Here is a 12808-nt window from a genome sequence, read left to right as displayed (position 1 = left end):
TCTGACCGAAGGTCGTTCGAATGTTGTTCGGGCCGGGGCGCTCCGGCTCTCGAGAGCGAGGCGCCCACCACCGCCGAGGCCCTGTCGAGGTCCTTTGTACACCGGTCGCGCGACAGATAACAGCGTGCTATCCACAATGATCGCAATCGTGTCATGCGGTGTGCGAACACGAGCCGAACGCGGGGCGTGATCAGTCCGAATAGCGGGGAATGACCGAGTAGACCTCGAGGTCGGCGGGCACCCCTTTGGCCTTGAACCGGCGCCGGCGCCGGACGTACCGATCGGCCTCGGCGACGTCGAGCGTGTCGGCGCTCGCGAGCAACTCCCCCGGGCCGGCGGCCGCGGCGACCCGCGCCGCGATGTTCACGTCGACACCGAGGTAGTCGTCGCCGACCGCGCGCGGGGTTCCGGTGTGCACGCCCGCCCGGAGTTGCGGACGGTAGCCGTCGATGGTGAGCGCGCTCACCGCGCAGATCGTCTCGTACCCCGCCTCGATCGCCTCGGTTCCGTCGGTGAACACGGCCATGGCCCCGTCCCCGAGGTGTTTGACGATGGTGCCGCCGCGGCGGACCACCACGGTCCGCGTGACGTCGTTGACCTCGGCGAGCAGCCGGAGCACTTGTTCGTCACCGACGCGCAGCGCCCACGTGAAGAAGTTCACCAGATCGGTGAACAGGATGGTCGCCGGGACCGGCCGGTCGGTGCGTGGACCGCGCCGGACCAGCGACTGCCAGACCTGCACCGTCGCGAGCCCGAGTTCGCGGACGGCACTGGGCCGCTCGGACCCGGCCTCTCCGATCAACCGCGCCAGGCGTGCCGAGGCGCGGTCGCCCGCGGTGGGTGGCGGGGCCTCGGGCAGGAGCCGCCGGGCGGCCCGGGCGGCCTTGACGGCACCATCGCTGGCATTGGTCCGCGCCAGGAACTCCGATGCGCGGCGCGCCGGCGTGACGTCCGCGCCGGCGCGGTCCTCGGGGGACGCCGGTGGATCTGAACCGGCCGGATCTGAACCCTTGTGGGCGCTCACGCCTGGGAGCCTAGTCGTACGACGTTCGCGCGGGAGTCACGTCGATTGGCCCGGATGCTGCTCAGCAGTGCGGCGCCGATGAAGGCGACGCCGATCAGGCCGGTGATGATCTCGGGGATGTGCACCTTGACGCTGGTCAGCAGGATCACCGCGAGTGCACCGATGGCCCAGTGCGCACCGTGTTCGAGGTAGCGATACTCCGCCAGGGTGCCCTTGCGGACGAGGAAGATCGTGATGGACCGGACGAACATCGCGCCGATGAAGCCGAGGCCGAGTGCGATGATGATCGGGTCCGGTGTGATCGCGAAGGCACCGATCACGCCGTCGAAGGAGAACGACGCGTCGAGTACCTCGAGGTAGAGGAACAGGAAGAACCCGGCTTTGCCGGTTGCCCTGGTGACCGCCGTCGGACCGGTCGCACCGCCGGATCCGTCGCCGGATCCGGCGGCACGGTCGTGGCCCTGCCCGGCGAACAGGGAACTCAGGCCGTCGACCAGGATGTAGGTGATGATGCCGAGCAGGCCGGCGACGAGGACCGTCGCCCGCTTGTCCTCGGCGGCGAGGAACTGGGCCACCGCCAGCAACGCCGCGGCCGCGATGACGACCGCGAGCTGATCGAGTTTGCCGAGCGCGGCGAGCGGACGTTCGAACCAGGTCAGCCAGGTGTTCTCGCGGTCGCTCAGCACGAAGTTGAGGAACAGCAAGAGCAGGAACATCCCACCGAACGCCGCGATCTGCGGGTTCGCGTCGTGCAGGATCGTCTCGTAGCTGGGACTGCCGTCGGCGAAGTACTCGCTGCCGTCGGCGGGCGGATTCATCGCGAGCCGGAAGGCATCGGCCGGATCGAGACCCGCGGTCACCCAGACAATGGCGAGCGGGAAGAACAGGCGCATCCCGAAGACGGCGATGATGACGCCGACGGTGAGGAACATGCGCTGCCAGAACTCGCTCATCCGCTCGAGGATCGTCGCGTTGATCACGGCGTTGTCGAAGGACAGCGACACCTCGAGGACACCGAGGATGGCGCACAGTGCGAGCCCGGTCCATCCCCGATAGGCGAAGGCGACGGCCAGCGCGAGCAGTGTCACGACCGCGGACAATCCGAAGATGCGGATCGTCAACGCAACTTCTCGGCTTCCCGGGCCAGGGAGACCACCTCGGCGGCGAGTTCGGTCAGCGTCGCGGTGTCGGCCTGTTCGGCGAGCGCGGTGTCGAGGTCCTCGGCCGCGCACCGCAGGGCGAACAATCGATCGCCGAGGTCGGCCGCCTCGGCTGCGGAGAGGATGATCGCGTCGGCGGGAATAGCCGTGCCCTCGACCAGCGTTCTCTGCTCGTAGGCGCGCTGCCGGCACGATCGTTTGCAGTACTTTCGACGCCGGCCGAGCTCGGAGTCCACCATGGTCCGCCCACACCACGCGCACGCGTACGGGCGCTGACGACGGCGGGTGGATTCCACATGGCAAACCTACCGCGCCGTATGTGCGTGCGCGTGCAGCGTCCGGCGGGTGTCGGGCGGGTAGCATGGGTCTGTTGACGACACTGTCGCCGGTCGTGAGCACCAGGCCGAGCAGTGCCGCCGAGACAATCGAGATCGAGATTTCAGTCGACGAAAGCTGGAGGACATTTCCATGGCAGATCGAGTACTTCGGGGTAGCCGCCTCGGTGCGGTGAGCTACGAGACCGATCGCGACCACGACCTCGCGCCCCGTCGCATCGTCCAGTACCGCACCGACAACGGTGAGATCTTCGACGTCCCCTTCGCCGACGAGGCCGAGGTGCCGTCGAAGTGGCCGTGCAAGAATGGCATGGAGGGCACCATCCTCGAGGGCGCCGAGCCCGAGGAGAAGAAGGTCAAGCCGCCGCGTACCCACTGGGACATGCTGCTCGAACGCCGCAGCGAGGAGGAGCTCGAGGTGCTGCTCAACGAGCGTCTCGACCTGCTCAAGCAGCGCCGTAAGGGCGTCACCAACTAGTGGTGGTGTAGGTCGCTCGCGCTCTCAGCGCGAGCGACCGATTCCCCATTTCTCCAGCCGGCCGGCGATACCCCACCGCGCGACCATCGTGAAGGCCTCGGTCATCACGCCGCCGCTCATCTTGGATTCACCGACTTCGCGTTCGGTGAAGGTGATGGGCACCTCACGCACGTCGAAACCGGCGCGCACGGTTCGCCATGCCAGGTCGATCTGGAAGCAGTAGCCCGCCGACTCGATCGTGTCGAGCGCGATCTTCTCCAACACGATCCGCCGATAGGCGCGATAACCTGCGGTGATGTCGTGGACTTGGGCTCCCAGAGCCAGCCGCGCGTAGGTGTTGGCCCCGCGCGACAGGAACTCGCGTCGTTTGGGCCAGTTCACGAGTCTGCCACCGGGCACGTAGCGCGATCCGATGACGAGGTCGGCACCCTCGTTGATGCCGTTGAGCAGGCGGTGGAGTTGCTCGGGGGCGTGACTGCCGTCGGCGTCCATCTCGATGATGACCTGATAGTCGCGCGCCAGCCCCCAGGCGAATCCGGCGAGGTAGGCCCGGCCGAGGCCGTCCTTCTCGACCCGGTGCAGGACGTGGATGCGGGCCGCATCGTCGGCGGCGGCGAGTTCGTCGGCGACCCGGCCGGTACCGTCCGGGCTGGAATCGTCGACTACCAGGACATGGGTGCCCGGGAGAGCTGTGTGCAGACGTTTGATGATCGCCGGCAGGTTGTCGCGCTCGTTGAACGTGGGCACCACGACAAGCGCCCCGGCGCCGTCGTCGGCGACGATCCGCTGCCGTGCATCGTCGGGATGTCCCGTCCCGGACGTAGCGTCACTCCCCGATGCCATCGAGCTCCTTTGTCTCACCGGAGGGCCTCACCGTGGCGGGCTGCGTTGCCGCCGGTGGGACCCGTGGTCCGTCTGTGAACCTAGTACGCCGCCTGATCGCAACCAAAAGCCCCACCAGTGCAACGACCACGGCGACGGTCTGCGGCCAGTCCCCGAGCCGGGTCGCCAACGTGCGGCCCTCGTGCAGTGGTAGGCGATTGGCCAGCACCGCGGAGGTGAACACGCCCGACTGTGACGTCATTGTGCCATCGGGTTCGACGATGGCACTGACGCCGCTCGTTGCGGCGACCACCACGGCCCGCCCGTGCTCGACGGCCCGCACCTGCGACATGGCCAGCTGCTGGTAGGTCATGGTGGACCGGCCGAAGGTGGCGTTGTTGGTCGGGACGAACAGGATCTGTGCGCCGTCGTCCACGGCATCGCGCGCGGCCCGGTCGAAGGCCACCTCCCAGCAGGTCGCGATACCGACGTCGACATTCCCGGATCGAGTGGGCACCATCACGGCCGAACTGCCGGTCCCGGGCGCGAAGTTACCGGCCATGTCCGCATACGAGGAGAACATCCGGAAGAAGGGTCGCCACGGTAGATACTCACCGAACGGCTGCACGATGTGTTTGTCGTAGCGGTCGATCGGTCCACGCTGCCCGTCCCACACCAGAACGGTGTTGGTGGGCCGTCCGTCCGCGTTGCGCACCAGGGTGCCGACGAGGATCGGCGCCCCGACGGCGATGGACGCCGCGGTGATCACGGCTGCGGCGTCGGCGTTGGTCAGCGGCGAGATGTCCGAGGCGTTCTCTGGCCAGAAGACGATGTCGGGGCGTTCGGCGGTACCGGCGTCCACCGCGGCGGCGAGCGCATATGTCGTGCGTACATGGTTGTCGAGGACCGCGCGACGCTGCGCATTGAATTCGAGACCGAGCCGGGGCACGTTGCCCTGGATCGCCGCGACCTTGGTCGAGGAGGACGACACGGTCTTCTCCAGCGTCGACGGGGTGAGCGCGATCGCGGACATCGGCGCGAGCAGGGCCACGACGACAGCCAGGAACGCCACCCGGACACCGGGACCGCCGGGTTGCCCGCTGGTCCGGTAGGCGCGGTAGAGCACCGCGAGCAACCAGACGACGCCCGAGCCGAAGAGCGCGACGCCGGCCGACACCCCCGGTGCGCCGAAGGCGGACGCCAGTGGCAGCAGCGGCCCGTCGACCTGACTGAATGCTGCTCTCCCCCACGGGAATCCACCAAACGGGAAACCCGATCGCAGTGCTTCGACGAATACCCAGGACACGGTGAACCACAGTGGCGGGCAGCCCAGCCGCATGGTGATGACGGCGATGACCCCGAACAGTGCCTGATAGACGGCGAGGACGACGGCCAGTGCCAGCCAGGGCAGTGGACCGACGTAGACGCCGATCCACGGCAGCAGCGGAACGAAGAAACCGAGACCGAACACGAAGCCCAGCCAGGCTCCGGTACGCGCCCGCGGTCGCCCGATGCTGAGCACACCGAACAGCAATCCGGTGCCGATGACCGCACAGAACCACCAGGTGTGCGGCGGGAACGCCGCCCACATCGCGATCCCGGCGACCGCCGCGACCGCGGTGCGCAGCACCCAGATTCGGCTCACAGTTCGCCCCGGTCGAAGACGATGCGATCGCGGTGCACCGTCCGCACACAGGTGGGCAGGGATGCGTCGGGAGCGACGTCGGGCAGGGCGGGCACACGTGAGCGAGGGTCGGTGGACCACCGCGCGACGCCGGCATGCGACCCGGCGACCACCATGTCCTCGACGTTCCAGATGGCGTAGGCGGCCCGGGCGCCCGGTTCCAGGGTTCCGGTCAGGCCGTCGTTGATGCCGCCGGCCCGCCAGCCACCCCGGGTGCAGGCGGCGAACGCGCCGCGCGCGGAGATGGCGTTGCGTGGCCGATGGTGGTGCACCGCCGCGCGGATGGTGGCCCACGGGTCGATGTCGGTCACCGGGGCGTCCGACGAGAAGGACAGCGCCACACCGGCTTTGGCCAGCATGGCGAAGTCGTTGAGGCCGGGAGCACGGTGGTCGCCCAGACGCTGGGAGTAGAGCTCACCGGGACCGCCCCAGGCCGCATCGAACAGCGGTTGCATGCTCGCGATGACGCCGCAGCGGGCCAAGACGTCGGCCTGTGCGGCCGACACCATCTCGGCGTGCTCGAGGCGATGGGCGCAGCGTGCCAGGGCGGGCGTACCGAGTTCGGTGGCGAGCTCGTCGAAGACGCTCACCACCGCCTCGGTACCGGCGTCGCCGATGACGTGGAAACCTGCCTGGATGCCGGCCTGGGTGCAGGCGCGCACATGGGTGCGGATCGCCTCGCGGTCGAGGTAGCAGATGCCGATGCTCTGTGGGTCGTCGGCGTACGGCTCGGTGAGCCACGCGGTGTGCGATCCGATGGCGCCGTCGATGAAAAGGTCACCCCCGAGCGCGTCGGCCCGGGTGATCGCGGCCAGTTCGGCGGCGTGGTCGGCGTCGCTGACCGCCTGTCCCCAGTAGCGACGCACCTCGACCGGGTGGGCGAGGTCGGCGAGGGCCAGGAAGTCGTCGAGCCCACTGATGTCGGGGCCGCCGTTCTCGTGCACGGCCACCACACCCCGGGAGGCGGCGAGGTCGAGCGCGCGCCGCTGGGCGCGGGCGCGGTGTGCCGGGGTGAGCAGCTGCCGGGCCGCGCCCCGGACCAGGTGGTGGGCCTCGGCGGTCAGCGGCTCCTCCGGGTGATAGCCGGCAGCCTGCTCCAGGTCCGGGACCAGCCGGCGCAGCGCGGTGGAGGCCACCGCGGAATGCTCGTCGATGCGGGCCAGATAGACCGGGCGGTTGTCGGCCACCGCGTCGAGTTCCGAGGTCGTCGGGAACCGCCGGTCGTCGGCATCGGGCCCCGACCAGGTGGAATCGTCCCACCCGAGTCCCCAGAGGACCTCGCCGTCGTCGAGGCCGGGTACCGCAGCGCCGACCCGGGCCAGACAGTCCCGACGACCGGTGGCGTCGTTGAGGGTCAGCCCCAGGAGCGCGAGCCCGGTCGAGGTGAGGTGGACGTGGGAGTCGACGAAGGCGGGTGCCACGAACCGGCCGCCCAGGTCGGTGACGTGCGCGTCGGGGTGCAACGCCCGTCCGACGTCGTCACTACCGACCCACACCACCATGCCGTCGGTGACGGCAATCGCGGTCCCATGGGGCACGGTTGCGGAGTACACGGCTCCGCCGAGGAGCAGTTCGGTCGGCACGGTGGTCAAGTCTGCCCTGCGCGGGCGCGGTGATCCTCAGCGGCCCTGCGGCAGCTGCCCGGCGACACCCGACGGCGGCGAGGTCCGCGAAGTCCGGGCCGGGTCCGAGTCGACGACGGTCCCGTCGATCACGTCACCACCTGCGACGCCGCCCCGATAGACACCGGTCGCGTACACCCCCGCCCGATCCATCGCGGTCGCCACGCGCCGCGCACCCACCGCGACGATGGCCGGACGGGCCAGTGTGCGGACCGGTGGGGCCAGCATCAGGACGCCGACGGCGGTCGACACCACTCCGGGCACGATCAGCAACACGGTCGCCACGGCGAACAGGGCGCTGTCGGCCAATGGTCCGGCCGGGTCGACCTCGTTGCGCGACGCGCTGCGCAGCTGACCGAACACCTTGCGGCCCTGCCATTGCAGGATCACGAGTCCGAGCAACCCGGCGGCCAGACTGATGAGAATGGCCCAACCGAAGCCCAGGGTCATCCCGATGGCGACGAAGGCGGCCAACTCCGCCACCACATAGACGAAGAACATGTGACGCAGGCGCATGGCTTCCTGCCTTTCTGCGAGGTCCGCGCACCGGCACGTCTGCGTCCGGGGGAACCTCATCGAAGTCTCCCCCGTGCAACGAACCGGACCCCTCAGTCGGTTCCCCGGCCCTCGATCTCGCCTTCGGCCTGCAGGTACACCGAGCGCAACGCATCGAGCATCGCGGTGGGCGGCGCCTCCCACAGGTCGCGTTCGGCGGCTTCCAGCAGGCGTTCGGCGATGCCGTGCAGCGCCCACGGATTCGACTGCTGCATGAACTGCTGATTCGCCTCGTCCAGCACGTAGGCCTCGGTCAGCTTCTCGTACATCCAGTCCGCGACCACACCGGTGGTGGCGTCGTAGCCGAAGAGATAGTCGACGGTGGCCGCCATCTCGAAGGCACCCTTGTAGCCGTGGCGCTGCATCGCCGAGATCCAGCGCGGATTGACCACCCGGGCCCGGAAGACCCGGCTGGTCTCCTCCGACAGGGTGCGGGTGCGCACCGCGTCGGGGCGGGTGCTGTCGCCGATGTAGGCATCCGGGGCGGTGCCGGTCAGCGCGCGCACGGTGGCGACCATGCCGCCGTGGTACTGGAAGTAGTCGTCGGAGTCGGCGATGTCGTGTTCACGGGTGTCGGTGTTCTTGGCCGCGACCGCGATCCGACGGTAGGCCGAGCGCATGTCGTCGACGGCGGGCACACCCGCGAGGTCGCGGCCGTAGGCGTAACCGCCCCATTCGGTGTAGACGCGGGCGAGGTCCTCGTCGCTGCGCCAGTCGCGCGAGTCGATCAGCTGCAGCAGGCCCGCCCCGTAGGTTCCGGGTTTGGACCCGAAGACGCGCGTGATGGCCCGCCGGTGGTCGCCGTGGTCGGCGAGCGATGCCCGGACATGCGCGGCGACGAAGTTCTGGTCGTCGGGCTCGTCAGCGGCCGCGGCGAGCGCCACCGCGTCGTCGAGCATCGTCACGACATGCGGGAACGCATCCCGGAAGAAGCCGGAGATGCGGACGGTGACGTCGATGCGGGGCCGGCCGAGTTCGGCGAGGTCGATGAGTTCCAGACTGGTCACCCGTCGTGATGCCTCGTCCCAGACGGGCATCACGCCGAGCAGCGCGAGCACTTCGGCGACGTCGTCGCCGGAGGTCCGCATGGCGCTCGTTCCCCACACCGACAATCCGACCGACGCCGGATGGTGGCCGTGGTCGGTCAGGTAGCGCTCGAGCAGCGAGTCGGCCATCGCGCGGCCGGTCTCCCAGGCGAGTCGCGACGGAACCGCCTTGGGGTCCACCGAGTAGAAGTTGCGGCCGGTGGGCAGCACGTTGATCAGTCCGCGCAGCGGCGATCCGCTCGGTCCGGCCGGGATGAACCCGCCATCGAGAGCGTGCAGTACCCGCGGGATCTCCCCGGTCGTCTGGCGCAGTCTCGGCACCACTTCCCGGGCGGCGAAGCCCAGCACATCGGCCACGGCGGCCGGATGGCCGTCGGCGGCCCGGGCCACCGCATCCTCGCTCCACTCCCCCTTGGCGCACGCGGCCACGAGTTCACGCGCCAGTGTCTCGACGGCATCGACATCGCCACGTGCCTGCGCGCCGTCCTCGACGAGGCCGAGCGCCTCACGCAGACCCGGCAACGCGCTGGTTCCGCCCCACAGCTGGCGGGCCCGCAACATCGCCAGCACCAGGTCGACCTCCGCGTCGTCGCGGGGCGGCTCACCCAGCACGTGCAGCCCGTCGCGGATCTGCACGTCCTTGATCTCGCAGAGCCAGCCGTCGACGTGCAACAACATGTCGTCGAAGACGTCTTCGTCGGGTCGTTCGGCCAGACCGAGGTCGTGGTCCATCTTGGCCGCGGTCAGCAGAGTCCAGATCTGCTGGCGGATTGCGGGCAGCTTGGCCGGGTCCAGCGCGGAGATGTTGGCGTGCTCATCGAGCAGCTGCTCGAGTCGAGCGATGTCACCGTAGGACTCGGCACGCGCCATCGGCGGGATCAGATGATCGACCAGCACGGCGTGCGCACGTCGCTTGGCCTGCGTGCCCTCGCCGGGATCGTTGACCAGGAAGGAATAGATCAGCGGCAGATCACCGAGCGCGGCATCGGTGCCGCACTCGGCGGACATGCCGAGAGTCTTCCCGGGCAGCCACTCGAGGTTGCCGTGTTTGCCGACGTGGACGACGGCGTCGGCGTTGAACCCGGTCTGCGCGGCCAGCCACCGGTAACTCGCGAGGTAGTGATGCGACGGCGGGAGGTCGGGGTCGTGATAGATCGCGACCGGATTCTCGCCGAAGCCGCGCGGCGGCTGCACCATGATGACGATGTTGCCGAAAGTCAGGGCAGCTATCACGATGTCGCCGTCGGGATTTCGGGAACGATCCACGAACAGCTCGCCGGGTGCGGGACCCCAGTGCTCCTCCATTCCCGACCGCAGCGCGGCGGGCAGCGTCGCATACCAGTCCCGATAGTCGGCGGCCGGCATCCGGATCGGGTTGGCGGCCAGGGCTTCCTCGGTGAGCCAGTCCGGATCCTGCCCACCGGCATCGATGACGGCGTGAATGAGCGCGTCCGAATCATCTTCGGCGACACCGGGAATGGGTGTCTCACCGAGGTGGTACCCGGCGTCGCGCAGGGCTTCGAGGAGCCGCAACAGGCTCCGCGGGGTGTCGAGGCCGACGGCGTTGCCGATGCGCGCGTGTTTGGTGGGATACGCCGAGAGCATGATCGCGATACGACGCTCGGCGGGCGCGATCGTCCGCAGGCGGGCATGGGCCACCGCGATACCGGCCACCCGCGCGCAGCGTTCCGGGTCGGGCTGGTACCAGGGCAACCCGTCGTCGTCGAACTCCTTGAACGAGAACGGAACCGTGATGATGCGGCCGTCGAATTCGGGCACCGCCACCTGGGTGGCCACGTCGAGCGGAGAGAGCCCGTCGTCACTACTCGCCCAGTCCTCCCGTGAGCCGGTCAGGCAGAGTCCCTGCAGGATCGGGATGTCCAGGGCGGCAAGGCGTTCGATGTTCCAGGCCTCGTCGTCGCCGCCGGCCGACGCGGTGGCCGGGGTGGCACCACCGGCGGCGAGCACCGTCACCACCAGGGCGTCGGCGGTACCGAGGAGTTCGATGAGGTCGTCGGGCGCGGTTCGCAGCGATGCGCAGAACACCGGCAGCGCTCGGGCGCCGCGGTCCTCGATGGCGGCGCAGAGGGCGTCGACGTAGCGGGTGTTCCCGGCGAGGTGCTGGGCGCGGTAGTAGAGCACAGCGATCGTGGGTGCGGAGACGGGCAGATCGTCGCGTCCGCGCCGTTCGAGTGTCCCCCATGCGGGTGTCTGCACCGGCGGATCGAAACCGAGGCCGGTCAGCAACACGGTGTCGGACAGAAAGTTGTGCAGGGCGACCAGGTTGGCGACGCCGCCCGCGGCCAGATAGTTGTGGGCCTGCGCCACGACTCCCGCCGGGACCGTCGAGTGCGCCATCAGGTCCGGATCGGGCTGTTGCTCACCGGAGCAGACGACGAGCGGTTTGCCGGTGGCGGCCACCGCCGCCAGCCCGTCCTCCCACGCCCGGGTGCCACCCAGGATGCGCACCACGACGATGTCGGCGGAGTCGGCGAGTCCGGGGATGTCGTCGACGAGGATGCGCGACGGGTTGGCGCCGGTGAGCTCGACCCCGTCGCGTTCGGCGGCCGCCGCTGCGGTGAGCAGGTCGGTGTCGGAGGTCGAGAGCAGCAGGATCATGGTTCTCCTCGCCGGGATGTCGCGCCCGGATGTCGTGGCGTGCCGTGGATGACGTCGGTGCCGGGGGCGCAGGTCTGGCTTCGGTACCCCGGGGTTCCGGTTCGGGGCGCCGTCACAGTGGCGCGACCGCGCCGGACTCGCACCGGCTTCTGTCGCTCTCGGTGCGTCAAGCCTAGGGCATCGCGTTTCTGGTCCCGCCGTACCCTGAACAGGTGAGCCAGTCCCCTGGTCGATCTGTCACCGATCGCTGCCCCGGCGTGTTCAGCACGCACGCGGCGGCCGACGGGCACCTGGCCCGGATTCGGCTGCCCGGTGGGGAGATCACCGGCCCGCAGCTCGCCCATCTCGCTCGTGCCGCCGCCGAGTTCGGCGACGGCCATCTCGAGCTGACGGCCCGCGCGAACATCCAGCTGCGCGGGATCACCGACGTGGACGCGGTTGCGGAGATCGTCCTCGAGGCGGGGCTGGTGCCGAGTGCAACCCATGAGAAGGTGCGCAACATCGCGGCCGGCCCGCTCAGCGGACGCATTGGTGGCATCGGCGACGTCCGCGCCCTGATCGCACCGCTCGACGAGGCCTTGCGGGCCGACGATCGGCTCGCCTCGCTGTCGGGCCGGTTCCTGTTCGGCCTCGACGACGGCCGCGGCGACATCCTGCGGCGGGATCCCGACGTGTGCGCGGTTGCCCGCATGACCACCGAGCGTGGTCCGGCGGTCGACATCGTGGTGGCCGGAGAGACGTGGGGGTCGGCCGTCGGGACCGATGCCGTGGTCGCCGCGATGCTCGGCGTCGCGCGCGAGTTCGCGGCTGTGGCGGGCACGGCGTGGCGGATATCCGATCTCGACGCCGAGACGCTGGCCGGGCTCGGTGAGAGAGCACGGGCCGGCCTGAACGAGCCCATTCGTCGCGATCTCGACCTCGGCGACGCCGCGGGACCGGTGGTCGGCTGGTTCGACCAGGACGACGGCGCCGTCATGCTCGGTGCAGTGGTCGAACTCGCTCGGATCCCGTCGCGACTGGCCGAGTTCCTCGCCGCGATCGACACGCCGATCATCATCACCCCGGACCGGGAGATCCTCATCTGCGATCTCTCCGAAGCAGTCGCGGAAACCGTTGTGCGCGTGCTCGCTCCGATGGGACTCATCTTCGACGCCGCGTCCCCGTGGGCGCTGGTGAGCTGCTGCGCCGGGGCCCCGGGGTGCGCCAGCGGCCTCGCACCGGTTCGTGACGATCTGCTCGCCCGGGTTCGCGACGGCGCCCCGGTCACCGTACGCGAGCACTGGGTGGGGTGCGGCCGCGGTTGCGGATCACCTGCCACACAGCATCTTCGCGTGGAGGCCGAACCCGACGGATACCGAACCCACCCACGACCCGGCTCCACCACCGCGGGTTGAACCGCCCTATCCGCCGGTCGAGCAGTTTTCGTGCCTACCCCACCTACCCATGCACGCGACGATCGGGTC

General features: G+C 69.5%; 10 protein-coding genes. 2 read left to right on the top strand and 8 right to left on the bottom strand.

Annotation, left to right across the window (positions count from 1 at the left end; genetic code table 11):
• Window positions 1–190 precede the first annotated feature (190 nt).
• The 3 genes from GBRO_RS12380 to GBRO_RS12370 are packed head-to-tail and all read right to left on the bottom strand — an operon-like array spanning window position 191 to window position 2423.
• Complete coding sequence (locus GBRO_RS12380) at window positions 191–1024, bottom strand: adenylate/guanylate cyclase domain-containing protein (protein WP_012834286.1); 834 nt, start codon at window positions 1022–1024, stop codon at window positions 191–193.
• Window positions 1021–2145 (bottom strand): DUF475 domain-containing protein, encoded by a 1125-nt coding sequence (locus GBRO_RS12375; protein WP_012834285.1) that lies wholly within the window; start codon window positions 2143–2145, stop codon window positions 1021–1023. Before GBRO_RS12375 ends, GBRO_RS12380 begins: the two co-directional genes overlap by 4 nt.
• Window positions 2142–2423, bottom strand: coding sequence for a hypothetical protein (locus tag GBRO_RS12370; protein WP_012834284.1), 282 nt, complete (start codon window positions 2421–2423; stop codon window positions 2142–2144). The genes GBRO_RS12375 and GBRO_RS12370 overlap by 4 nt, the downstream gene beginning before the upstream one ends.
• A 229-nt stretch (window positions 2424–2652) precedes the next feature.
• Here GBRO_RS12370 and GBRO_RS12365 point away from each other — a divergent pair, with 229 nt between their 5' ends.
• Complete coding sequence (locus tag GBRO_RS12365) at window positions 2653–2997, top strand: RNA polymerase-binding protein RbpA (protein ID WP_012834283.1); 345 nt, start codon at window positions 2653–2655, stop codon at window positions 2995–2997.
• Window positions 2998–3021: 24 nt separating this feature from the next.
• Here GBRO_RS12365 and GBRO_RS12360 read toward each other — a convergent pair whose 3' ends face one another.
• The 5 genes from GBRO_RS12360 to cobN form a co-directional block, all read right to left on the bottom strand.
• Complete coding sequence (locus GBRO_RS12360) at window positions 3022–3840, bottom strand: polyprenol monophosphomannose synthase (protein WP_012834282.1); 819 nt, start codon at window positions 3838–3840, stop codon at window positions 3022–3024.
• On the bottom strand, window positions 3824–5410 hold the full coding sequence (gene lnt, locus GBRO_RS12355) for an apolipoprotein N-acyltransferase (protein ID WP_172491687.1): 1587 nt from the start codon (window positions 5408–5410) through the stop codon (window positions 3824–3826). The genes GBRO_RS12360 and lnt overlap by 17 nt, the downstream gene beginning before the upstream one ends.
• A 50-nt stretch (window positions 5411–5460) precedes the next feature.
• Window positions 5461–7086 (bottom strand): amidohydrolase, encoded by a 1626-nt coding sequence (locus GBRO_RS12350; protein WP_012834280.1) that lies wholly within the window; start codon window positions 7084–7086, stop codon window positions 5461–5463.
• Window positions 7087–7122: 36 nt separating this feature from the next.
• Complete coding sequence (locus tag GBRO_RS12345) at window positions 7123–7641, bottom strand: FxsA family protein (protein ID WP_012834279.1); 519 nt, start codon at window positions 7639–7641, stop codon at window positions 7123–7125.
• Window positions 7642–7733: 92 nt separating this feature from the next.
• The gene (gene cobN / locus GBRO_RS12340) at window positions 7734–11345 is read right to left on the bottom strand and encodes a cobaltochelatase subunit CobN (RefSeq protein ID WP_012834278.1); all 3612 of its coding nucleotides are present in this window, start codon (window positions 11343–11345) and stop codon (window positions 7734–7736) included.
• Window positions 11346–11557: 212 nt separating this feature from the next.
• On the opposite strand from cobN, the gene cobG reads away from it, so the two are divergent.
• The gene (gene cobG, locus GBRO_RS12335) at window positions 11558–12739 is read left to right on the top strand and encodes a precorrin-3B synthase (protein ID WP_052298264.1); all 1182 of its coding nucleotides are present in this window, start codon (window positions 11558–11560) and stop codon (window positions 12737–12739) included.
• The last annotated feature ends 69 nt before the right edge of the window (window positions 12740–12808 follow it).

The sequence above is a fragment of the Gordonia bronchialis DSM 43247 genome, from assembly GCF_000024785.1.
Lineage (GTDB): Bacteria > Actinomycetota > Actinomycetes > Mycobacteriales > Mycobacteriaceae > Gordonia > Gordonia bronchialis.
This window is presented reverse-complemented; position numbering and strand designations above follow the sequence as displayed.